20 protein-coding genes, 2 tRNA genes and 2 pseudogenes are annotated in these 20,919 nt (G+C 72.8%); 7 read left to right on the forward strand and 17 right to left on the reverse strand.

All coding sequences use genetic code 11. The features are described 5' to 3' along the window. On the reverse strand, positions 1-542 hold a 542-nt coding region (locus tag VIM26_RS01230; RefSeq protein ID WP_414696425.1), incomplete at its 3' end, for a thiamine-phosphate kinase. Positions 543-890: 348 nt separating this feature from the next. On the opposite strand from VIM26_RS01230, the gene VIM26_RS01235 reads away from it, so the two are divergent. Further along, entirely contained in the window at positions 891-1,439 is a 549-nt protein-coding gene (locus tag VIM26_RS01235) for a DUF3515 domain-containing protein (protein WP_331948493.1), read from the forward strand. A 63-nt stretch (positions 1,440-1,502) separates the two neighbouring features. On the opposite strand, the gene VIM26_RS01240 is transcribed toward VIM26_RS01235, so the two are convergent. Beyond that, complete coding sequence (locus tag VIM26_RS01240; RefSeq protein WP_414696426.1) at positions 1,503-2,690, reverse strand: D-alanine--D-alanine ligase family protein; 1,188 nt, start codon at positions 2,688-2,690, stop codon at positions 1,503-1,505. Between the two features lie 70 nt (positions 2,691-2,760). Here VIM26_RS01240 and VIM26_RS01245 point away from each other — a divergent pair, with 70 nt between their 5' ends. Continuing rightward, the gene (locus VIM26_RS01245) at positions 2,761-3,936 is read left to right on the forward strand and encodes a PLP-dependent aspartate aminotransferase family protein (RefSeq protein WP_331948496.1); all 1,176 of its coding nucleotides are present in this window, start codon (positions 2,761-2,763) and stop codon (positions 3,934-3,936) included. A 138-nt stretch (positions 3,937-4,074) separates the two neighbouring features. On the opposite strand, the gene VIM26_RS01250 is transcribed toward VIM26_RS01245, so the two are convergent. The 5 genes and pseudogenes from VIM26_RS01250 to leuC form a co-directional block, all read right to left on the reverse strand. Further along, positions 4,075-5,073 (reverse strand): NAD(P)H-dependent glycerol-3-phosphate dehydrogenase, encoded by a 999-nt coding sequence (locus tag VIM26_RS01250; protein WP_331948512.1) that lies wholly within the window; start codon positions 5,071-5,073, stop codon positions 4,075-4,077. A 308-nt stretch (positions 5,074-5,381) separates the two neighbouring features. Further along, positions 5,382-6,089, reverse strand: a pseudogene (locus VIM26_RS01255) (lysophospholipid acyltransferase family protein); the annotation flags it as partial. A gap of 60 nt (positions 6,090-6,149) precedes the next feature. Next, positions 6,150-7,466 (reverse strand): UDP-N-acetylglucosamine 1-carboxyvinyltransferase, encoded by a 1,317-nt coding sequence (gene murA, locus VIM26_RS01260; protein WP_331948497.1) that lies wholly within the window; start codon positions 7,464-7,466, stop codon positions 6,150-6,152. A 105-nt stretch (positions 7,467-7,571) separates the two neighbouring features. Continuing rightward, positions 7,572-8,210, reverse strand: coding sequence for a 3-isopropylmalate dehydratase small subunit (gene leuD / locus VIM26_RS01265; RefSeq protein WP_331948498.1), 639 nt, complete (start codon positions 8,208-8,210; stop codon positions 7,572-7,574). Positions 8,211-8,350: 140 nt separating this feature from the next. Beyond that, complete coding sequence (gene leuC / locus VIM26_RS01270; protein ID WP_331948499.1) at positions 8,351-9,802, reverse strand: 3-isopropylmalate dehydratase large subunit; 1,452 nt, start codon at positions 9,800-9,802, stop codon at positions 8,351-8,353. Between the two features lie 97 nt (positions 9,803-9,899). Here leuC and VIM26_RS01275 point away from each other — a divergent pair, with 97 nt between their 5' ends. Next, positions 9,900-10,619, forward strand: coding sequence for an IclR family transcriptional regulator (locus VIM26_RS01275; RefSeq protein ID WP_331948500.1), 720 nt, complete (start codon positions 9,900-9,902; stop codon positions 10,617-10,619). A 61-nt stretch (positions 10,620-10,680) separates the two neighbouring features. Here the strand turns inward: VIM26_RS01275 and VIM26_RS01280 are convergent, their stop codons facing one another. Further along, positions 10,681-11,349, reverse strand: a complete 669-nt coding sequence (locus VIM26_RS01280; RefSeq protein WP_331948501.1) for a DJ-1/PfpI family protein — start codon at positions 11,347-11,349, stop codon at positions 10,681-10,683. Between the two features lie 201 nt (positions 11,350-11,550). On the opposite strand from VIM26_RS01280, the gene VIM26_RS01285 reads away from it, so the two are divergent. Both VIM26_RS01285 and VIM26_RS01290 read left to right on the forward strand, forming a co-directional pair. Then, on the forward strand, positions 11,551-11,871 hold the full coding sequence (locus tag VIM26_RS01285) for a hypothetical protein (protein ID WP_331948502.1): 321 nt from the start codon (positions 11,551-11,553) through the stop codon (positions 11,869-11,871). Beyond that, positions 11,775-12,023, forward strand: a pseudogene (locus VIM26_RS01290) (DJ-1/PfpI family protein); the annotation flags it as partial. The gene VIM26_RS01285 and the pseudogene VIM26_RS01290, both read left to right, overlap by 97 nt. Positions 12,024-12,307: 284 nt before the next feature. Here the strand turns inward: VIM26_RS01290 and VIM26_RS01295 are convergent. Continuing rightward, a tRNA-Glu gene (locus tag VIM26_RS01295) sits at positions 12,308-12,380 on the reverse strand. An 88-nt stretch (positions 12,381-12,468) separates the two neighbouring features. Next, positions 12,469-12,540 (reverse strand) — tRNA-Gln (locus VIM26_RS01300). 303 nt (positions 12,541-12,843) lie between these two features. Between VIM26_RS01300 and VIM26_RS01305 the strand changes: the two genes are divergently transcribed. Beyond that, positions 12,844-13,602, forward strand: coding sequence for a class I SAM-dependent methyltransferase (locus tag VIM26_RS01305; protein WP_331948503.1), 759 nt, complete (start codon positions 12,844-12,846; stop codon positions 13,600-13,602). A gap of 74 nt (positions 13,603-13,676) precedes the next feature. Here VIM26_RS01305 and VIM26_RS01310 read toward each other — a convergent pair whose 3' ends face one another. From VIM26_RS01310 to VIM26_RS01340, 7 genes are all read right to left on the reverse strand, one after another. Then, entirely contained in the window at positions 13,677-14,594 is a 918-nt protein-coding gene (locus VIM26_RS01310) for a phosphotransferase (RefSeq protein WP_331948504.1), read from the reverse strand. Positions 14,595-14,762: 168 nt separating this feature from the next. Further along, complete coding sequence (locus tag VIM26_RS01315; protein WP_331948505.1) at positions 14,763-15,527, reverse strand: HAD family hydrolase; 765 nt, start codon at positions 15,525-15,527, stop codon at positions 14,763-14,765. Then, positions 15,524-17,056 (reverse strand): glutamate--tRNA ligase, encoded by a 1,533-nt coding sequence (gene gltX / locus VIM26_RS01320; RefSeq protein WP_331948506.1) that lies wholly within the window; start codon positions 17,054-17,056, stop codon positions 15,524-15,526. Before gltX ends, VIM26_RS01315 begins: the two co-directional genes overlap by 4 nt. Before the next feature lie 24 nt (positions 17,057-17,080). Beyond that, the gene (locus VIM26_RS01325; RefSeq protein WP_331948507.1) at positions 17,081-17,863 is read right to left on the reverse strand and encodes a fumarylacetoacetate hydrolase family protein; all 783 of its coding nucleotides are present in this window, start codon (positions 17,861-17,863) and stop codon (positions 17,081-17,083) included. 21 nt (positions 17,864-17,884) lie between these two features. Continuing rightward, positions 17,885-18,697 (reverse strand): methyltransferase domain-containing protein, encoded by an 813-nt coding sequence (locus tag VIM26_RS01330; protein ID WP_331948508.1) that lies wholly within the window; start codon positions 18,695-18,697, stop codon positions 17,885-17,887. Positions 18,698-18,729: 32 nt separating this feature from the next. Beyond that, positions 18,730-19,488: a maleylpyruvate isomerase family mycothiol-dependent enzyme gene (locus tag VIM26_RS01335; protein ID WP_331948509.1), complete on the reverse strand. Its 759-nt coding sequence runs from the start codon at positions 19,486-19,488 to the stop codon at positions 18,730-18,732. Then, on the reverse strand, positions 19,485-20,195 hold the full coding sequence (locus VIM26_RS01340) for a pyridoxal 5'-phosphate synthase (protein ID WP_331948510.1): 711 nt from the start codon (positions 20,193-20,195) through the stop codon (positions 19,485-19,487). The genes VIM26_RS01335 and VIM26_RS01340 overlap by 4 nt, the downstream gene beginning before the upstream one ends. An 85-nt stretch (positions 20,196-20,280) precedes the next feature. On the opposite strand from VIM26_RS01340, the gene VIM26_RS01345 reads away from it, so the two are divergent. Next, positions 20,281-20,919: 3-methyladenine DNA glycosylase (locus VIM26_RS01345; RefSeq protein WP_331948511.1), on the forward strand; the 639-nt coding region annotated here is incomplete at its 3' end.

Here is a 20,919-nt window from a genome sequence, read left to right on the forward strand (position 1 = left end):
AGGTACGCCCGCACGAGCGCCGGGGCAACCTCGCCGCGCCCGGCGCCCAGCAGCGCGAGCCCGGCGGCCGACCATCCGCGCACCCCCGCGTGCGCGACGACGTCGCCCGCGCGGGCACCCGAGCGGAGCACCGGCGGGCGACCCGCAAGGTCCCCGTGCACGGTCACCGAGACCACGATCAGGTCGCCGCCCGACAGGTCGCCGCCGACGACGCCCACCCCGTGCGGCCCGCACGCCGCCGCCAGCCCGCCCGCCAGGCCGGTGACCCAGCTCACCGGGAGGTCCGCGGGCGCGACGAGGGTGACCACGAGCGACGTCGGGCTCGCCCCCATGGCCGCGATGTCGGCGAGGTTCTGCATGGCCGCGCGCCAGCCGACGTCGGCCCCCGTCGACCAGTTCCGGCGGAAGTGCCTGCCCTCGACGAGCACATCCGTGGAGACCACGACACGGCCGTCGGGGGCAGCCACCACGGCGGCGTCGTCCCCGGGCCCGAGCAGCGTCGCGGGCCCGGGGGAGAGCAGCGGGAAGATCAGCGCGAGCAGCTGGTCCTCGGTGACGTCCGCGACGGTCGGTTCGGGGGTCGGCTGGGCGCTCGAATCGGGCGTCGGGACGGCGGTCGACGCGGCGGTCGGCTCGGCGGTCGGCCCGGCAGTCGGCGCGGCGGTCGGCTCGGCGGTCGGCTTAGCAGTCGGCGCGGCAGTCGGCTCGGCAGTCGGCTCGGCAGTCGGCTCAGCAGTCGGCTCAGCAGTCGGCTCAGCGGTCGGTTCGGCAGCGGCGAGAGGTGCGGCCGTGGCGGGGTCGGTGCGGTTCACGGCCGCAACCGTACCCACGCGCGGCCGCGGGCGCTGCGCGCGGTGAACTCCACCGGACCTGCGGGATACCGTGACTCCGTGTCACGCCCGCGCCGACAGCCCGCCCGAACCCGTCCCCGGGCCGGTCACCGGCGTGCGCCCGCGCGCCGCGCCGCCGCCGTCTCAGCGCTCGCGATGGCCACCCTGGCGGCCTGCGCGGCGTGCACCCCGGCGGTGAGCGTGGACGTCGCGCCGCACGCCGCCGATCCGGTGTGCGCGAGCGTCGTGCTCGCCCTGCCCGCCGAGCTCGCGCAGTTCGGCCACCTGAACACCACGAGCCAGGCCACGGCGGCCTGGGGCGACCCGGCGGCGCCGATCGTGCTGCGCTGCGGCGTCGATCTCCTGCCGCCGACCACCGACAAGTGCGTGACCGCGACCGACAGCACCGGGACGAGCGTCGACTGGGTCGCCGTCGAGGGCCATCCGGACGCGGACACTAAGGCCCGCTGGACGTTCACGACCTACGGACGCGAGCCCGCGGTCGAGGTCACCGTCCCGCCCGAGGTCACCTCCGCGGGCTCGACGAGCTTCCTGGTGGACCTGGGCAAGGCCGTCGCCAAGGCCAAGAAGCTCCGCAGCTGCGTCTGAACCGCCCGCCCGACGTGTCAGCCCCAACGCGCCCCAGGGACCGCGCTGGGCCTGACAACTCGGCTAGCGCAAACCGACGGGTCGGGCCAGGGCGAGCTGCAGGAGCTCGTCGATGAGCTCGGGGTAGGCGATCCCGGACGCCTGCCACATGCGGGGGTACATCGAGAACGGCGTGAACCCGGGCATCGTGTTGATCTCGTTCACGATGACGCGGTGCTCCGGTGTGACGAATACGTCGACCCGCGCGAGTCCCTCGCACGAGACGGCCTCGAAGGTCCGTACCGCGACGTCGCGCACCTCGGCGATCACCGACGCCGGGAGGTCGGCCGGGCAGGTCAGCTGCACGTCGGCCTCGCTCAGGTACTTGGCCTCGAAGTCGTAGAACGCGTGCTCGGTGTTCACCTCGATCTCGCCCGGCTGGGACGCGCGGGCCCGGCGCCCGTCGTGCCCGCCGAGCACCGCGCACTCGATCTCGCGCCCGATGATGGCGGCCTCGACGATCACCTTCGGGTCGTGCCGCTGCGCCTCGGCGATCGCCGCGGGCAGGTCGACGAGCGAGTCGACCTTCGTGATGCCCAGGCTCGAGCCGCCACGGGCCGGCTTGACGAACACCGGCATCCCGAGGGCCGCGACGGTCTGCGTCCAGGCGACGGGGTTGCGGTCGAAGTCCCCCGGCCGCAGGACCGCGAACCGGCCGATGGGCAGGCCCTGGGCCGCGAACACGAGCTTCATGAAGTGCTTGTCCATGCCGACGGCCGACGCGAGCACTCCCGCGCCCACGTACCGCAGGTCGACGAGCTCGAGCATGCCCTGGAGCGTCCCGTCCTCACCGAACGGGCCGTGCAGCAGCGGGAACACGACGTCGACGCGGCCGAGCTCCGCGGGCACGGTGCCGGCCGAGAGGACCTGCAGGCCGTTCTCCTCGGCGGACTGGGGCAGCAGCACCTGGGCGGGGCCGTCGGTGACCTCGGGCAGGCGGCCGTCCACGATCGACCAGCGGTCCGGGTCGTCCTCGACCAGCACCCACTTGCCGGCCGGTGTGATGCCGACCGGGACGACGTCGTACTTGGTGCGGTCGATCGCGCGCAGCACACCCCCGGCGGTCGCGCAGCTGATCGCGTGCTCACCGGAACGGCCCCCGAACAGCACCAGGACGCGAGGCTTGGTGACCCCTGCCGTGGCAGGGGTCGGGCTCGTCGCGTCGGGTGCGGTGGTGGTCGCAGGGGTGCTGGGGTTCTGGGACTGCGGCATCGGCTCCATCGCGCACGACCCTACCGGGCGCGGGCGCCTGCCCCGTGGTGCGGGCGGCTAACCTGCTCGGGTGCACGCACCTATCGGAACCGGCGGCCAGGTCCACGGCCTGGCACCCGCCACCATCGCCGTCACGTCCGGCCGTCCCGAACGCACGCCCGGGGGGCCGGTGAACGCGCCGGTCGTGCTGTCCTCGACGTACGTGTCGGCCGGGACGCCGCCGCCGGGCGACCTGCTGTACGCGCGGGCCGGGACCGAGACGTGGGTGCCGTTCGAGCGCGCGCTGGCCGACCTCGAGGGTGCCGCGCTGCCCGGGCTGGTGTTTGGCTCCGGGATGGCCGCGATCGCCGCCGCGATGTCGCTCGTGCCGCACGGTGGCCGCCTGGTCATCGCACGCCACGCCTACCAGGTCACTCTTGCGTTCGCCGACGACCTCGCGGCCCGCGCCGGCGTCGAGGTCGTGCGGGTGGACATCGCGGACACCGCGGCCGTGACGGCGGCGGTGCAGGGGCCCGTGCCGGCGTCGCTGCTCTGGGTCGAGTCCCCGACGAACCCGATGCTCGAGGTCGCCGACATCCCCGCCCTGGTCGCAGCCGCGCACGCCGTCGGCTGCCCGGTGGCGGTCGACAACACCTTCGCCACGCCGCTCGGCCAGCGGCCGCTCGGCTGGGGTGCGGACGTCGTCGTGCACTCGGTGACGAAGTACCTCGCGGGGCACTCCGACGTGGTGCTCGGCGCCATCGTGGTGGACGACGCCGACCTGCGCGCTCGCTTCGAGGCCTACCGGACGCTGCACGGCTCGATCGCGGGGCCGTGGGAGGTCTGGCTCGCGCTGCGCGGCCTGCGGACGCTCGCCCTGCGCGTCGGGCGCTCCCAGGCGAGCGCCGCGGAGCTCGCGCGCCGGCTCGCCACCCACCCCCGGGTCGTCGAGGTCCGCCACCCGAGCCTGCCGCAGGACCCCGGGCACTCCCGCGCGAAGCGCCTGATGAACGGCTTCGGCTCGATCATCGGGGTCCGGCCGGTCGGTGGGGCGGGCGCCGCCGACGCCGTCGTGGACGCGCTGCGGCTCTGGGTCCCGGCGACGAGCCTGGGCGGGGTCGAGTCCAGCCTCGAACGGCGCCGCCGGTTCGCGACCGAGTCGCTCACCGTGCCCGACGACCTGCTCCGTCTGTCCGTCGGCATCGAAGACGTCGAGGACCTCTGGTCCGACCTCTCCCAAGCCCTCTGGACCCTCCCCGAGGCCTGACCGCCGCAGGGTCGCGCCGACAGACTGCGCACATCGGCGCTGACTGCGCACATCAGATGTGCGCAGTCCGCACGTTTGTGCGCAGTTTGCGGCGCGGCGGCCGGTTGCTGCCCGCTGCTGCGCGATCGGGGGCTGGGGTTAGATGCCTTCGGCCTTGACGGGGCGGGCCAGGAGGAGGGGGGCCAGCTCGTCGACGGGCAGGCCCTCGTGCAGGACGCGGACGACGGCGGCGGTGATCGGCATCTCGACCCCGACGGACTCGGCCAGCTCGCGCACGGAGCGCGAGGTCTTGACGCCCTCGGCGGTGCCGCCGGTTGCGGCGATCGCCTCCTCCAGGGTCATGCCCTGACCGATCCGCACGCCCAGGCTGTGGTTGCGGGACAGCGGCGACGCGCAGGTCGCCATCAGGTCCCCCATGCCGGCCAGGCCGGGGAATGTCTCCGCATCGGCGCCGAGCGCGAGCCCGAGCCGGGTGATCTCCACCAGGCCGCGGGTGATGATCGTCGCCATCGTGTTGTAGCCCAGGCCCCGGCCCTGGGCGATGCCCACGGCGACCGCGATGATGTTCTTCACCGCCCCGCACAGCTCGACGCCGACGACGTCGTGGTTGGTGTACGGGCGGAACGTGCCGGACGAGCACGCGCTCGCGACGAGCTGGGCGGTCTCCTCGCTCGTCGAGGCGACCACGGTCGCCGTGGGCTGGCGCTCGGCGATCTCGCGCGCGAGGTTCGGGCCCGAGATGACCGCGATCCGGTCCGCCGGCAGACCCAGGGCCTCGGCGACGACCTGGCTCATGCGCTGGTCGGTGCTGAGCTCGACGCCCTTCATCAGCGAGACCGCCACGGCACGGGCGGGGATCAGGTCGCGCATCGACTCCAGGGTCGCGCGCGCGCTCTGCGACGGGATGGCGATCGCGACCAGGTCGACGTCGGCCAGGACGCGCGCGGCGTCGGTCGACGCCCAGACGCCGGCCGGCAGGTCGATCCCCGGCAGTCGGGCCTCGTTGCGGTGCTCGTTGGTGATCTGGGCGCACACGGCGGCGCTGCGACCCCAGATCGCCACGTCGCAACCGGCGTCGGCCAGCACCGCGGCGAAGGTCGTGCCCCACGCACCGGTGCCGAGGACGGCCGCCCGCAGAGCGGTCACGCCGAGGCCTCGGGCGTCGCTCGCCGTTCGGGCGCGACCTCGGGCGCGGCGCCGAACGCAGCATCAACCGCGGCGTCGGGCACGACGTCGGGCTCGAAGTCGGGCTCGACGTCGGGCTCGAAGTCGGGCTCGAAGTCGGGCTCGACGTCAGGCGCGACGTCAGGCGCGACGTCAGGCGCGACGTCGGGTTCGGCATCAGGCGCCGCGCCGAACGCGGAATCAACCGCGACGTCCGGCACGCCATCGAGCACGACGTCGGGCTCGGCGGCGGGCGTCGCCGCGTGGTTGTTCGGCTTGCCGTTCGGGTAGCGCGAGTCGAAGCGCACGGCGGGCGCCTGCTCGCCGCGGATGTCCTCGAGCAGCGCCGTGATGGCCGCCATCACGCGCTCGGTCGCCTCGCGGAGCGTGACGGTGTCCAGCGGACGGTCGTACAGGTCGTCCAGGTAGACCGCCGGCCCGGCGACGACCGTGACGTGCTTGCGCGGGAACGGCTTGAGGAGCTTCTCGTAGCGACCGAGCAGGTTGTGCGCGCCCCACTGGGCGGCGGGGATCACCGGCACCCTCGTCGTCAGGGCCAGCCGCGCGACGCCGGTCTTGCCGACCATGGGCCACAGGTCCGGATCGCGGGTCAGCGTGCCCTCGGGGAAGACCGCGACGCACTCGCCGTCCTCGAGGGCCGTGACCGCTGCCTGGAGCGACTTGCGGGCGTCCGCGGAGTTCCGGAAGACCGGGATCTGCCCCGTCGCGCGCAGCACCGGCCCGAGCACGGGAACGGTGAACAAGGACGACTTCGCCAGGATCTTCGGCGCGAACCCGCTGTCGTACAGGAAGTGCGCGAACGTCAGCGGGTCGATGTTGGTCATGTGGTTCGCGGCAGCGATGAAGCCGCCGTCGGCCGGGAAGTTCTCCGTCCCGCGCCAGTCCCGCCGGGTGACCGAAAACAGAAAAGGACGGATCACGCGAGCAAGGTTGCGGTAGGCGCGGTTCGACCGCTTCGGTGCTGGCACGGTCAGGGATGCTACCCGCCGGGCGGGTGAGGGCGCCCGGACCCGCCCGGCTGCGTCGGGTCAGGTGCGGCTGAACTCGGCGCCTAGGGAGGTCAGCTTGTCGGTGAAGTGTTCGTAGCCGCGGTCGATCAGGCCGATGCCCTTGACCGTGGAGGTGCCCTTGGCCGCCAGGGCGGCGATCAGGTGGCTGAAGCCGCCGCGCAGGTCGGGGACCTCGATCTCGGCGGCCGCGAGCGGCGTCGGGCCGGAGATCACCGCGGAGTGGAAGAAGTTGCGCTGGCCGAACCGGCACGGCCGCCCGCCCAGGCACTCCTTGTAGACCTGGATGGTCGCGCCCATCCCGACGAGCGCGTCGGTGAACCCGAACCGGTTCTCGTACACCGTCTCGTGCACGATCGACAGGCCCTTGGCCTGGGTCAGCGCGACGACGAGCGGCTGCTGCCAGTCCGTCATGAACCCCGGGTGCACGTTCGTCTCGAGCACGATCGGGTTGAGGTCGCCGCCCGGGTGCCAGAACCGGATCCCGTTGTCGTCGACGTCGAACTCGCCGCCGACCTTGCGGAACGTGTTCAGGAAGGCGGTCATCTCCGGCTGGGTCGCCCCGCGCACGTAGATGTCGCCCTGCGTCGCGAGCGCGGCCGACGCCCAGGACGCGGCCTCGATGCGATCCGCGAGGGACGTGTGCTTGAACCCGCTGAGCCGGTCGACGCCCTCGATCTTGATCACGCGGTCGGTGTCGACCGAGATGATCGCGCCCATCTTCTGCAGGACGTTGATGAGATCCATGATCTCGGGCTCGATCGCGGCGTTCGCGAGCTCGGTGATGCCCTCGGCCCGGACCGCGGTCAGCAGGAGCTGCTCGGTCGCGCCGACGCTCGGGTACGGCAGGGCGATCTTGGTGCCCTGCAGCCCGTGCGGGGCGGTGATGTGGATGCCCTGCTCGCGCTTCTCCACCACCGCACCGAACTGGCGCAGGATGTCGAGGTGGTAGTTGATCGGGCGGTCCCCGATGCGGCAGCCACCCAGATCGGGGATGAACGCCTCGCCGAGCCGGTGCAGCAGCGGCCCGCAGAACAGGATCGGGATGCGGCTCGACCCGGCGTGCGCGTCGATGTCCGCGACGTGCGCGGACTCGACGTTGCTCGGGTCGAGGTGCAGGGTGCCCGCGGCGTCGTCGGCCAGGACGGTCACCCCGTGCAGCTCGAGCAGGCCCTTGACCACGCCGACGTCCCGGATCTGCGGGACGTTGCGCAGCACGCTGGGGCCGTCGCCGAGCAGCGAGGCGACCATGGCCTTGGACACGAAGTTCTTGGCACCGCGAACCGTGATCTCACCGGTTAGCGGGGTGCCGCCGTTGACGTAGAGCAGGTCTGTCATGCCCCCATGGTTGCTCACTGGTCAGGCTCCCACCTACTACCGCACACGGCGCGGCGCCGCGTGTCGAACGGTAACCCTCGCACGGACCGCGCGCGGGGCACTCCTTCAGCGGACCGGTCGGGCGGCCTCGATGTCGACGGCGGGCAGGTGCTTGGCGGGCAGCGTGCGCGGGCGCCAGCTCTCGCGCTTCGCCTCGAAGGCGGTGATCTCGGCCTCGTGGTTGAGGGTCAGGCCGATGTCGTCCAGGCCCTCCATCAGGCGCCAGCGCGTGTAGTCGTCGATCTGGAACGGCGCCACGATGTCGTCGCACGTGACGGTGCGGGACACCAGGTCAACGGTCACCTCGGTGCCCGGCCGGGTCTCGAGGACCTTCCAGATGAGCTCGATGTCCTCCGGCGCGCAGGTCGCCGCGAGCAGGCCCTGCTTGCCCGAGTTGCCGCGGAAGATGTCCGCGAAGCGCGCCGAGATGACGACCTTGAAGCCGTAGTCCTTGAGCGCCCAGACGGCGTGCTCGCGCGAGGAGCCGGTGCCGAAGTCGGGTCCCGCGACGAGCACGGAGCCGCTGGCGTAGACGTCCTGGTTGAGGACGAAGGCCGGGTCGCCGCGCCAGGCGGCGAACAGGGCGTCCTCGAAGCCGGTCCTGGTGACCCGCTTGAGGTAGACCGCGGGGATGATCTGGTCGGTGTCGACGTCGCTGCGACGCAGCGGGACGCCGACTCCGGTGTGCTGAGTGAACTTCTCCATGAGGCTTTGCTCGAGCTTCCTTCTCGGGTCAGACCCGGCGCGGGGAGTACCACGCGCCGAGTCCGACTGACCAGGTGGTGAGGCAGGTGTCAGACGCTGCGCGGGCTATGCCGCGCGCTGCGTGATGACACGGTGCGTGTTCAGGCGTGCTGCAGGTCCGTGACCGGGCGGGCGGGGGCGCCGTCGTCGTCGGTCAGGTCCGAGAGCGAGGAGAGCGTGCCGCGGATCGCGGTCGCCGCCGCGACGAGCGGGGAGACGAGGTGCGTGCGCCCACCCTTGCCCTGGCGGCCCTCGAAGTTGCGGTTCGACGTCGACGCGCTGCGCTCCCCCGGTGCGAGCTGGTCCGGGTTCATGCCCAGACACATCGAGCAGCCGGCGTTGCGCCACTCGGCGCCGAAGTCGAGGAAGATCTTGTCGAGCCCCTCGGCCTCCGCCTGGAGCCGCACCCGGGCCGAGCCGGGCACGACCAACACGCGCAGCGTGTCGGCCTTGTGGCGTCCTTCGACGACCTGGGCGACCGCCCGGAGGTCCTCGATGCGCCCGTTCGTGCACGAGCCGATGAAGACCGTGTCGACGGCGATGTCCCGCAGCGGGGTGCCCGGCTTGAGTGCCATGTACTCGATGGCGCGCTCGGCCGTGGCCCGGTCGCCCGCGTCCGCGATCTGCTCGGGGATCGGCACGTTCGCCGAGAGCGGCAGGCCCTGGCCGGGGTTGGTGCCCCACGTGACGAACGGCTCGAGGTCGGCGGCGTCGAGGGTGACCTCTTCGTCGAAGACCGCGTCGTCGTCGCTCTTGAGCGTGTTCCAGTACGCCACCGCGGCGTCCCAGTCGGCGCCCTCGGGCGCGTGCGGGCGGCCCTTGAGGTACTCGAACGTGGTGGCGTCCGGGGCGATCATGCCCGCGCGCGCGCCGGCCTCGATCGACATGTTGCACACGGTCATGCGCGCTTCCATGGACAGCGCGCGGATGGCCTCGCCGCGGTACTCGAGCACGAAGCCCTGGCCGCCGCCAGTCCCGATCTTGGCAATCACCGCGAGGATGATGTCCTTGGCCGTCGTGCCGGGGCGCAGCGCGCCGTCCACGTTGATGGCCATCGTCTTGAACGGGTTGAGCGGCAGCGTCTGGGTCGCGAGCACGTGCTCGACCTCGCTCGTGCCGATCCCGAACGCGAGCGCACCGAACGCGCCGTGGGTCGAGGTGTGCGAGTCGCCGCAGACGACCGTCAGGCCCGGCATGGTCAGCCCGAGCTGTGGGCCGACGACGTGCACGATGCCCTGGTCGGCGTCGCCGAGGGAGTGCAGGCGCACCCCGAACTCGACGGCGTTGTTGCGCAGCGTCTGGATCTGCGTGCGGCTCGTCAGATCGGCGATGGGCCGGTCGATGTCGAGCGTGGGGGTGTTGTGGTCCTCGGTCGCGATCGTGAGGTCCGGGCGGCGAACCGTGCGGCCCGCCAGCCGCAGGCCCTCGAAGGCCTGTGGGCTCGTCACTTCGTGGACCAGGTGCAGGTCGATGTAGAGCAGGTCCGGCGCGCCATCGCTGCCGCGGCGCACGAGGTGTGCGTCCCAGACCTTCTCCGCCAGTGTGCTGGCCATGTGTCGTGTCCCTTCGCGTCCTCGCGCACCGGGGTGTCCCGGGGCGCCTCCCGGTCTCCTACTTGCGTCTCAGTCCGCGAGACGGCAGTATCGACCTATGGACAACTCTAGCGGAGTCGGCGTGCTGGACAAGGCCGCGTCGGTTCTCAGTGCCCTCGAGGCAGGCCCGGCCACCTTGGCACAGCTCGTCGCTGCCACCCATCTTGCCCGCCCGACGGCGCATCGGCTCGCCGTCGCGCTCGAACATCACCGTCTGGTCGCACGCGACATGCAGGGCCGGTTCGTGCTCGGCCCGCGCCTCTCGGAGCTGGCGACGGCGGCCGGCGAGGACCGCCTGCTCGCCGCGGCCGGCCCCGTGCTCGCCGCGCTGCGCGACCACACCGGGGAGAGCGCCCAGCTCTACCGGCGCCAGGGTGACCAGCGCATCTGCGTCGCAGCGGCCGAGCGGCCCATCGGCCTGCGCGACTCGATCCCGGTCGGCGCGACCCTGTCGATGCAGGCCGGCTCGGCCGCGCAGATCTTGCTCGCGTGGGAGGAGCCGGATCGCCTGCACCGCGGGCTCCAGGGCGCGAAGTTCACCGCGACGATCCTGTCGGGCGTCCGACGGCGCGGCTGGGCCCAGTCGGTCTCCGAGCGCGAGCCCGGCGTCGCATCGGTCTCGGCGCCCGTCCGCGGCCCCTCCGGCCGGATCGTCGCCGCGGTGTCCGTGAGCGGCCCGGTGGAGCGCCTGAGCCGCCAGCCCGGCCGCCTGCACGCCGCCGCCGTCGTCTCCGCCGCGAACCGCCTCACGGAGGTCCTGCGCCGTTCGGGTGAATAGCCCAGTTTTCGGAAGAATGTGAGCGCCATTCGCACACATTCTTCCGAAAACGCGGGCGGGGTCAGCCCTGGGCCGTGAGCCAGCGCAACGGGGTGGTGCCGGTCTCGGCCAGGAAGTACCGCGCGAAGGTGCGCGGCGCCCAGCCTGCGTGCCGCGCCAGGTCCCTGACCGTCGAGGGCTCGGCGAGTCGCTCCAGCGCCCAGGCGCAGGTCCCGGCCAGCCCGGTGCCGCTGGGAGGTGCGATGCGCTGCAGGTACTGGGCCTGGCCACCGTCGCGGTGCGGTGCCACGACCATCCGGCGGGCGACCCGGTCGGCAGCATCGGCACCGTGATCCGTGCGCACCAGGTGCAGGCACAGGTCGATGCCGGCCGCGACTCCGGCGCTGGTCGCCACCCGTCCGTCGTCGACGTACAGGACGACGGGATCGACCTCCACCTGGGGATACCGGGCGGCTAGCTCGGTGGCTGCGCGCCAGTGCGTGGTGGCCCGCCGGCCGTCGAGGAGACCGGCCGCGGCGAGCGCGAACGCTCCCGTGCAGACCGACACCACGCGCGCACCCCTGCTCGCCGCCGCCTGCAGAGCGTGCAGCACCGCCGGAGGAGGTTCGTCACCCGGCTCGTCACCCGGCTCGCCACCCGGCTCGTAGCCCGGGACGATCACGGTGTCGGCGGAGTTCAGTGCCTCGAGGCCCAGCGGGGCGTGAATCGAGAAGCCGGTGGTGGAGGGCACCGGGCGGCCCTGGCGGCGCAGACCGCAAACGAATACCGCTCCCGCTCGTCGCGATGGCCGAACACCTGGGCCGGGATCGACAGGTCGAACGCCACGACCTCAGGCAGCGCCAACGCCACGATTCGGTGCACGGCAGCATCCTCATGGATATGGGCATTTCTGCCTCTGGCGACGAAATTCTCCCTCGGGGACGCTCGGATCATGACCAACGAACCCAGCACCACCCCGCGCCATATCGGCATCCTGCTGTTCGACGGCGTCGAGGAACTGGACGCCGTCGGCCCGTGGGAGGCCTTCTGGACCCGCAACCACCCGGACGACGGCTGGGCCGTGTCCTGCCTGTCGCAGGACGGGCGACCGGTGACCGCAGCCAGGGCCTGGTGCTGGGCGCACACCACGCCGTCGCGGACGCGCCGGCGCATGAGGTGCTCGTCCACCCCGGCGGCCAGGGCGCCCGGACGCTGCTTCGCGACCCGGAACACCTCGACGGGGTCCGCGCGCAGCGCGCCACCGTCCCCTTGATGACCAGCGTGTGCAACGGCGCGCTGGTGTACGCCGCTGCCGGGCTGCTCCGCGGGCGGCCGGCGACCACGCACTGGCGTTCGATGGACGAGCTGCGCGCGCTCGAACCGACCGTTCAGGTCCGTCCGGACGACCGCTGGGTCGATGACGGCGACCTCATCACCTCCGCCGGCATCAGCGCCGGGATCGACATGGCACTGCACCTGGTCGCGCGACTGGCCGGCGTCGAACGCGCCCGGCAGGTCCGGCGGGGCATCGACTACGACCCCCAGCCACCCATCCGACCAGGCCCGGACGCGAGTGCGGCCAATCTGCTGTCTGATCGGCCGAACAGGGGACAGAACGACCGCACTCGCGCGACAGGCAACCGATTCTTGCGAAAACGCGGAGCCAAAAAAAGGCCCGGTCACCTTGCGGTGACCGGGCCTTTTGTTTGTACCCCCGACCGGATTCGAACCGGCGCTACCGCCGTGAGAGGGCGGCGTGCTAGGCCGCTACACAACGGGGGCCTTGCAGCTTTGCCGCGATCCGGATCAGATCCGTATCGCGATCGACTACGCAATGGGCACTCTACCGGAGATCCGACAGAGAACCACGCTGGGGTACCAGGACTCGAACCTAGAATGTCGGTACCAGAAACCGATGTGTTGCCAATTACACCATACCCCATGGGGTACTCGCCCCTGCGCAACGTGCGGCGTGAGCCACACTTCCGTGGGGGTTGTACGGCGGTGAACTCTACCCGAGCAGGTCAGGTGGGTCCAACCAGAGAAGCCCCTCGGGCACCCGGCGTGACGTACGCCACGCCGGGGACGAGCCGGTGCACCACCAGCTCGCCGCCGCGCACTCGTCCTCCGGCGACTGCGCATCCGAGTTGTCAGACGCTGCGCGCCCCAGAGCCCGCGCTGCGTCTGACACGTCGGCCCGCCGATCGCTCGACGCGGACCCCCGGGTAGTGGCACGGTCGGGATCATGGCCACTCCCCGACCGAGCGAGGATCGCGCCCGTTCGTTCGGGCAGGGCGCCGCTGCCTACCGGCGGGCCCGCCCCCCGTACCCGGCCGACGCCGTCCGCTGGCTCGTGCCCGCCGACGCCCGGCGCGTCCTGGACCTCGCGGCAGGCACGGGGAAGATGACCGAGCGGCTGGTCGAGCTCGGGTTCGACGTCATCGCCGTCGAGCCCAGCGAGAAGATGCGGGCCGAGCTGCTCGCCGTCGCGCCGGGGGCGCGGCTGCTGGCGGGCACCGCCGAGGCGATCCCGCTGGCCGACGGCGCGCTGGACGCCGTCGTCGTCGCGCAGGCGTGGCACTGGTTCCATGCCGAGCGCGCCGTGCCCGAGATCGCCCGCGTGCTGCGGCCGGGAGGCCGACTCGGGGTCGCGTGGAACGTGCGCGACCACACGGTTCCGTGGGTCGAGGAGTTCACCCGGATCATTCATCGCGGGGACTCCCTCGACCCGCTGCACGGTGAGCCCGACCTCGGTTCGGCGCTGGGACACACCGCGTTCGGTCCGGTCGAGCGCGCGACGTTCGCGTGGACGCACCGCATCCTCGCGACCGAGCTGCGCACCCTGGCCGCCTCGCGCAGCAACACCCTCACGCTGCCGCCGGCCGACCGCGAGCGCCTGCTCGACGACGTGGACACCCTCGCGCGCACCCACCCCGACCTGGCCGGCCGCCGCGAGCTGGACCTTCCGTACCGCACCGAATGCTGGCGCGCGAACCTGCGGTAACCCCCACGACTTGTTTCACACATCCACCTGAAAGTCGTCGACGACTCGCGACACCAGGTGAAACAGCCGCCGATCTACTCGTGGAATCGGGTCAGACGTTCGCTCAGGACCCGGTCGAGCGCCGCGCGTCCCGCCGGACCCCACGCCGGCTTGCCGCCGGGCAGGGCGCGGTCCCCGTTCTGGCCCATCAGCATCAGGAAGAGGCTCTTCAGCGCGGCCAGCCCGCGGGCACGCCGGACCGTCGCCTCGTCAGCCTTCGCGTACGTGGCGAAGAAGCGTGCGGCCTCGCCCGCCGGCAGCAGCACCCAGGCGGCCGCCAAGTCCGACGCGGGGTCGCCGACGCACAGTTCGTCGAAGTCGAGAACGCCCGCCAGCGTCCCGTCCGCGACGACGACGTTCGCCGGATGCAGGTCGCCGTGCACCCACACCGGCGGCCCCTCCCATGCGGGGGCCGCAACGGCGTCGTCCCAGACGGCCCGGACGTCGGCGGCATCGGAGCCGATCGCGTCAGCGTCGACGGAGTCGAAGAACTGGTCGAAGCCGTCCGTGCAGTCCTTGGGGTGCGCGCCGCGGCCCGTATCGACCGATGCGTCGGCGGGCGCTGCCACATGCAGCGCCCGGAGGAATGCCGCCAGGGTGTCGGCCGCGTGCTCGCCGCGGGTGATCGACCCGTGATCCAGCGGCAGGCCCGGCACCCACGTCATGACCGTCCACAGCTTGGGGAAACGCTCGGAGGGCGCACCGCTGCGCACCGGGACGGGGATTGGCAGCGGCAGGCGTGGGGCGAGCAGCGGCAGCCACCGGCGCTCCTTGAGCTGGTGATCGGGGTCGGTCGCCATGCGCTGAATCCGCACGGCCAGCTCGTCCCCGAGGCGCCACATCTGGTTGCCCCAGCCGCCCTCCACCTCGTGGAGGGGCAGCTCGGCCAGGTCCGGATGCTGGTCCCGCAGCAGGTCGCGAATGAGACCCGCGGTGATCTCGATCTCGGTCATGCGGCGCAACCCTACTGAGTTCGACCGCGACGCTGTCCGACCGTTCCGACCTGCGATCGATGCGCGAGCTCCAGAGCACCGCACATCGCTGTGGCCGCCGCGGCCGAGGTATGTCTGTCAGACGCAGCGCAGGCCCTGGGGCGCGCTGGGGCTGACACGTCGGAGGGGTTACAGGCGTAGGGCGGTGCGGAGGTCGGTCAGGGCGTGCACGACGACGACCCCAGCCGCCGCGGCGTCGTCGGCGGCGGTCATCGGCGTGCGACGCGATCCGGGCCGGTCCAGCCAGACCCCGACCAGGCCGGCGTCCCGCGCCGCGCACGCATCGATGTCGAGCTCGTCGCCGATGTAGGCGGTCCGGGACGGCTCCGTGCCGAGCAGGCGGCAGGCCTCGGCGAACACCCGCGGGTCCGGCTTTCCGAATCCCAACGTGTCGAGGCCCACCAGCAGCGGCACCGAACCGGCGAGCCCCACCCGCTCGAGCTTGAGGTTCTGCAGGTCCACCGGTGCGTTGGACAGCGCGCCGACCGCGATCCCGTCGGCGATCAGCTCCGCGACGACCGGCGCCGCGTCGTCGTGCGCCGTCCACGCACCGCGGAAGCCGGACTCGAAGGCTGCGTCCCAGGCGTCGAAGCCTGCGTCGTCCAGGGCGGCCCCGCCGAAGGTCTCCTGCATCTGGTTCGCGCGGGCCATCCGCTGGTCGCGGAACCCGAGCGTGCCGCTGGAGAACCGCCGGTAGAAGCCGCTCGGGTCCGTCCGCCACAGCGCGAGCACCTCGCCGTATCGTTCGAGCGGCAGCTCGGGCAGGTGCACCGCGCTCGTGAGCGCGAGCGCGCTGCGGAACGCCGCGCGAGTGTCGACGAGCGTGTCGTCGATGTCGAACAGAACCCCGTCGACGATCCCGTTGCCGCGGCGAGTGCCCACGTCGGCGCTCACGCCAACGTGGCCCGCAGGGCCCGGAGCCGGGCGAGCGAGCCGTCCTTGCCGAGGATCTCCATCGACTCGAACAGCGGCGGCGAGACGCGCCGGCCGCTGACCGCGGTGCGCAGCGGCGCGAACGCGAACCGCGGCTTGATCCCGAGGCCCTCCACGATCGCGGCCTTCAGCGCGCCCTGGACGGGCTCGGCGGTGAAGTCGTTCGCGGCGATCGGCGCCAGGGCCGCGAGCGCCGCGTCGAGCACGGCCGGCGCGTCGTCGCGCAGGGCGGCGACGGCCTCGGGCTCGAGCACGACGGCGTCGTCGGCCGCGAACAGGAAGCCGAGCATGCCGGGCGCTTCGCCGAGCAGCGTCATGCGCTCCTGGACCAGCGGCGCACCGGCGTCGAGCAGCCCCTGGTGGGCTGCCGACAGGTCGGCGTAGGAGTCCGCGGGGACGAGGCCCGCGCGGTGCAGGTACGGCACCAGACGGTCGCGGAAGTCGTCCGGCGCGAGGAGCCGCAGGTGCGCGGCATTGATGGCCTCGGCCTTCTTGAGGTCGAAGCGGGCCGGGTTCGGGTTGACGTCGGCGACGTCGAACGCCGCGATGAGCTCGTCGACCGAGAAGATGTCGCGGTCCGGGCCGATCCCCCAGCCGAGCAGCGCGAGGTAGTTCAGCAGCCCCTCGGGGGTGAACCCGCGCTCGCGGTGCAGGAACAGGTTCGCCTCGGGGTCGCGCTTGGAGAGCTTCTTGTTGCCCTCCCCCATCACGTACGGCAGGTGCGCGAACTGCGGGATCACCGTGGCGACGCCGATGGCGACCAGCGCCCGGTACAGCGCGACCTGGCGCGGGGTGGAGGACAGCAGGTCCTCCCCACGCAGCACGTGCGTGATGCCCATCAGCGCGTCGTCGACGGGGTTGACCAGCGTGTACAGCGGCTGGCCGTTGCCGCGCACGATGACGAAGTCGGGCACCGCGCCGGCCTTGAACGTGACGTCGCCGCGCACCAGGTCCGTGAACGTGACGTCGTCGTCGGGCATGCGCAGGCGCAGTACCGGGGCCCGGCCGTCGGCCCGGTACGCGGCCTTCTGCTCCTCGGACAGCGCGCGGTCGAAGCCGTCGTAGCCGCGCTTGGGGTCGCGCCCGGCGGCGCGGTGCCGGGCCTCGATCTCCTCGGGCGTCGAGAACGACTCGTACGCGAAGCCGCCGGCGACCAGGCGCGCGACGACGTCGGCGTACAGGTCCATCCGCTGGGACTGCCGGTAGGGCTCGTGCGGGCCGCCGACCTCGACGCCCTCGTCCCAGTCCAGGCCGAGCCAGCGCATCGCGTCGAGCAGCTGGAGGTAGCTCTCCTGGCTGTCGCGCTCGGTGTCGGTGTCCTCGATGCGGAACACGAACTTCCCGCCCACATGGCGCGCGTAGGCCCAGTTGAACAGGGCCGTGCGGATCAGCCCGACGTGCGGGGTGCCCGTCGGCGAGGGGCAGAAACGGACCCGGATTGCGGAGCCGGTCGGGACGCCGGCGGGGGCGGTGGTAGCAGTGTCACTCACCGACACAGACTAGTTCTCGCGCGGTCAGCGCCGGATCACGGGGTTGCGCAGCACCCCGATGTCCTGGACCTCGACCTCGACGATGTCGCCGTGCACGATGGGCCCGACGCCGGCGGGGGTGCCGGTCAGGATCACGTCGCCGGGCAGCAGCGTGCACACCTCGGAGATGAACGAGATCAGGCCGGCGACGTCGAACACGAATTCCGACGTGCGCCCGTCCTGGCGGGTCTTACCGTTGACCCGCGCGCTGACCGCGAGGTCGTCGGTGTCGAGCTCGGTCACGATCCAGGGGCCGAGCGGGCACGAGGAGTCGAAGCCCTTGGCGCGGGTCCACTGCCCGTCGGTGCGCTGCACGTCGCGCGCGGTCACGTCGTTGGCGACGGTGTAGCCGAAGACCTGCGCGAGGGCCCGCTCGGGCGGCACGTTCTTGGTGATCTTGCCGATCACGACGGCGAGCTCGGCCTCGTGGTGGATCTCCTCGGAGTACGAGGGCAGCACGATCGGGTCGTCCGGGCCGATCACCGAGGTGTTCGGCTTGAAGAAGATCAGCGGGGTGGTGGGGACCGTGTTCCCGAGCTCGGCCGCGTGCGCGGCGTAGTTGCGCCCGACGCCGATCACCTTCGACCGCGGGATCACGGGCGCGAGCAGCCGCACCCCGTCGTCGTCGAGCGGGATCCGCTCGCCGGTGGGCTGCACCGGCATGTAGATGGGGTCGCCGGTCAGCACGACGAGCTGCTGGTCGGCACCCTCTCCGTCGACGAGGGCGTAGCGGGGGTCGTCCCCGGTGGTGAACCTGGCGATGCGCATGGGCCTAACCCTAAGCATGGGTCAGACCCGGGCGAGCACCTCGCCGTGCAGCACGGCGAACCAGCCGTCCTGCTCGGTGCCCCAGGTGCGCCACGCGTCCGCGAGGTGTTCCAGGGCGACGTCGTCGGCCAGGCCGTGCGCCTTCGCCTGGGTCGCAAAGTCCGACGACGTCGACCGCTCGGCCCACAGGTCGGCCCACCACGCGCGGTCGTCGGGCATGGCGTAGCACCAGGTCCCGGCGCTCGGCACGATGCCCTCGGGGTCGAAGCCGGCGTCGCGCACCCAGGAGAGCAGGCGCCGGCCGGCGTCGGCCTGGGCGTGGTTCGCCGCCGTGACCTCCTGATAGAGCGCGCGCCACTCGTCGAGCCCCTCCGACGGCGGGTACCAGGTCATCGCCGAGTAGTCGGCGTCGCGCACGGCGACGAGACCGCCCGGTCGCGTCACGCGGCGCAGCTCGCGGAGCGCCGCGACGGGGTCGGTGAGGTGCTGGAGCACCTGGTGGGCGTGCACGACGTCGAACGAGGCGTCACCGTACGGGAGCGCGTAGATGTCGCCGGCCCGGAAGGTCACGTTGGTGACGCCGGCGGCGCGTGCGGTCTCGCGGGCCAGCGCGACGACGCGCTCGGACTTGTCCAGCCCGACGACCTCGCCGGGGGCGACCCGGGCCGCCAGATCGACGGTGATCGTGCCCGGCCCGCAGCCGACGTCGAGCAGGCGCTGGGTCGGGTACAGGGCTGGCAGGAGGTACCCGGCCGAGTTCTCCGCGGTCCGCCAACGGTGCGAGCGCAGGACGCTCTCCTGGTGGCCGAGCGTGTACTGGTCGGGGGAGGTCATCCCTCACAGTAGGACGACCTCCCGCCGAGAGTTCAACTTATGGGACGCCGCGTCTTGACTGGCGAGATGGGACCCGGTGACGGCCAGGGATCGAGGATCGGCAGCTGCGCGCCGTCGTCGGCCCGGACGGGTTGCGGACTCTTGCGACCGGCCAGCCAGGCCACCAGGTCGGTGCGCGAGCCGCGCACGACCACCGGCGTCGCTCCCGCGCCCAGCACGCGTTCCCACCCGTCCGGCGATGCCAGGACCAGGCGCGTTCCGGCGGGAACGCGCTCGGCGAGGAAGTCGGTGAGGTGCTCGCACAGGACGCCGCTCCAGCCCGCGGCGTCCAGCCCGAGGTCCAGGTCGGTGGTGTGGATCTCGATCTCGCGCCACCAGGCCAGCGCCATGTCCCGGACCACCCCGTCGCGGTACCGCACGGGCCGGTTCCAGTCCGCCGGCGCCAGGGCCGTCAGCGCCTGCTCGACCCGCTCGGTCGCTCGGTGCACCGCGTGCACGTGATCGGCCGCGGGCGCGGGCGCCGCGGCCTCGATCGCGGCGTCGCGCGCCGGGCGACCGCCGTCGTACACGTCCACCTGCTCGCCGCGGCGCGCGTACTCGAGCTGGCGGGCGGCGGCCGCGCCGATCCCGGAGATGTGCGCGAGCACGTGGCCGCGGCTCCAGTCGGGCAGCAGGGACGGGGCCCGGACGTGGGCGTCGGTGAGCGGCTCGATCGCCCCGCCGAGCCGGGAGTGGGCCCGCAGGATCGCGGTGACCAGGAAGCCAGGGGTGAGGGCGGGCGTGGCGGTCATGGCCAGACCAGTTCGTGCCGCCACGGGGCGCCGACGTCGTCGCGGCGGTACGCGACGCGGATGTGCGCGCGGCGGGGGTCACCCTGGAAGAACTCGACCTCGAGCGGGACCAGCGCGAACAGCCTCCAGTCGGCGAGCACCGTTGCGGGTTCACGTTCGACCCGCCCCTGGGCGGCCGCGATGGCCGCCTCGAGCTCGGCGGGCGAGGCGAGGGGCTCCCCCGGTCGCACCGCGAGCGCCGCGGCGCGAGACGCCGGGGACCGCGCGAGGAAGTCGTCCGCGTCCGCGCGCAGGCCCCGTGCCAGGACCGGGCCAGACACCCGCACCTGGCGCGCCTGGGGCTGCCAGTAGAACGTGGCCGCGGCGTTCGGGTTCTCCGCGAGATCACGCGCCTTGCGGCTGCGCGCATCGGTGGCGAACTCCCAGCCGCCGTCGCGGCAGTCCTTGAGGATCACGACCCGGGCCGACGGCGTGCCGTCGGCACCCGCCGTGGCGAGGGTCATGGCGTGCGGCTCGGCGACGCCGGCCTTGATCGCGTGGGTCAGCCAGTCCGCGAACAGGCGGACGGGGTCGTCGGGTGCGGTCTCGGGGTCGAACCGCGGCAGGTCGCCGGCGAAGACCGGGATTCGCCGGAGGCGGTCGCGCAGGATCGTGCCGCCGGTCGCCGCCGGGCCCCCGACCTGCACCAATCCATCGCGAACGCTCATCGGCCGCCTCCCCGCTCGCCTCGACACCCGTGCCACCTCGACACCCGTGCCACCTCGACCCTACGGCCCCGCCTACCCTGGTCCCATGACCAATTCGGCGCGGCTGGGCGCGCGGCTCGCGCCCGAGGAGTGGCTCCCGGCCGCCGCCGCCCACGCCGAGCGCGCCGATTCCCTGACCGCCGCGCACCGCGCGCGGAAGGTGGCCCGCGAGCGGCACCCGATCGACGACTTCCTGTACGACTACTACGGCACCCGGCCTGGCCAGCTGCGCCGGTGGCACCCCGGCGCAGCGATCGCGCTGGCCCCGACGTCCGGCGGTGAGCCGGCCGGGCACGCCGGGTTTCACTGGTACGTCGTGGACGACGACGGGGCGGTGCGCCTGGACGTCGACGCGTTCCTCGCCGACCGCGGCGAGACGGTCCGGTACGTCCGGGGCCTGCTCGTGGCCACCGCCTCGCGGCGCCCGCACCTGGGGTGCTTCGGGCTGCACGAGTGGGCGATGGTCTACCGCGAGGACGACGCACGACGCCGGCACAGCCTGCCGCTGCGCCTCGGGCGCGCGGGGACCGACGCCGTCGTGGAGGCCCACCCGATCCGCTGCAGCCACTTCGACGCCTTCCGCTTCTTCACGCGCGACGCCGTGCCGCTCAACGCCGTGCAGCCCACCCGCGCGACGCAGGTGGAGCTCGAGCAGCCCGGGTGCCTGCACGCCGGGATGGACCTG

This window comes from Pengzhenrongella sp. (genome assembly GCF_036565025.1).
Taxonomy (GTDB): Bacteria; Actinomycetota; Actinomycetes; order Actinomycetales; family Cellulomonadaceae; genus Pengzhenrongella.

Bases quoted from the DNA above. Each gene is read 5' to 3' on its own strand.
- murA (WP_331948497.1), bottom strand. From the start codon at position 7,466: ATGACAGACCTGCTCTACGTCAACGGCGGCACCCCGCTAACCGGTGAG.
- leuC (WP_331948499.1), bottom strand. From the start codon at position 9,802: ATGGCCAGCACACTGGCGGAGAAGGTCTGGGACGCACACCTCGTGCGC.
- VIM26_RS01275 (WP_331948500.1), top strand. From the start codon at position 9,900: ATGGACAACTCTAGCGGAGTCGGCGTGCTGGACAAGGCCGCGTCGGTT.
- leuD (WP_331948498.1), bottom strand. From the start codon at position 8,210: ATGGAGAAGTTCACTCAGCACACCGGAGTCGGCGTCCCGCTGCGTCGC.
- VIM26_RS01240 (WP_414696426.1), bottom strand. From the start codon at position 2,690: ATGCCGCAGTCCCAGAACCCCAGCACCCCTGCGACCACCACCGCACCC.
- VIM26_RS01285 (WP_331948502.1), top strand. From the start codon at position 11,551: ATGACCAACGAACCCAGCACCACCCCGCGCCATATCGGCATCCTGCTG.
- VIM26_RS01335 (WP_331948509.1), bottom strand. From the start codon at position 19,488: ATGACCGCCACGCCCGCCCTCACCCCTGGCTTCCTGGTCACCGCGATC.
- VIM26_RS01330 (WP_331948508.1), bottom strand. From the start codon at position 18,697: ATGACCTCCCCCGACCAGTACACGCTCGGCCACCAGGAGAGCGTCCTG.
- VIM26_RS01340 (WP_331948510.1), bottom strand. From the start codon at position 20,195: ATGAGCGTTCGCGATGGATTGGTGCAGGTCGGGGGCCCGGCGGCGACC.
- VIM26_RS01305 (WP_331948503.1), top strand. From the start codon at position 12,844: ATGGCCACTCCCCGACCGAGCGAGGATCGCGCCCGTTCGTTCGGGCAG.
- VIM26_RS01325 (WP_331948507.1), bottom strand. From the start codon at position 17,863: ATGCGCATCGCCAGGTTCACCACCGGGGACGACCCCCGCTACGCCCTC.
- VIM26_RS01310 (WP_331948504.1), bottom strand. From the start codon at position 14,594: ATGACCGAGATCGAGATCACCGCGGGTCTCATTCGCGACCTGCTGCGG.